General features: G+C 45.3%; 2 rRNA genes. Both read left to right on the top strand.

Annotated features, from left to right (window positions below):
• Positions 1-102: ribosomal RNA gene (locus ACERY3_RS25395) — 16S ribosomal RNA — on the top strand; the annotation flags it as partial.
• A gap of 200 nt (positions 103-302) precedes the next feature.
• Positions 303-404, top strand: a 23S ribosomal RNA gene (locus tag ACERY3_RS25390); the annotation flags it as partial.

Genomic DNA, 404 nt, shown 5'->3' with positions numbered 1-404 from the left:
AGCTTAACCTTCGGGAGGGCGCTTACCACTTTGTGATTCATGACTGGGGTGAAGTCGTAACAAGGTAACCGTAGGGGAACCTGCGGTTGGATCACCTCCTTACCTTAAAGAACCTGCCTTTGTAGTGTCCACACAGATTGTCTGATGAATGATGAACTTCTGAATGTACTTTTGAGTGCATTAAGAAGTTTTGCTCTTTAAAAATCTGGATCAAGCTGAAAATTGAAACGACACATCTTAAATGGTGTGTTCGAGTCTCTCAAATTTTCGCAATCATGAAGTGAAACATCTTCGGGTTGTGAGGTTAAGCGACTAAGCGTACACGGTGGATGCCCTGGCAGTCAGAGGCGATGAAGGACGTGCTAATCTGCGAAAAGCGCCGGCGAGGTGATATGAACCTTTGA

Source organism: Enterobacter cloacae complex sp. ESBL7 (genome assembly GCF_041679625.1).
GTDB lineage: Bacteria > Pseudomonadota > Gammaproteobacteria > Enterobacterales > Enterobacteriaceae > Enterobacter > Enterobacter asburiae_B.
Note: the sequence above shows the minus strand (reverse complement) of the source record. Positions and strands in the feature narration are given on the sequence as shown.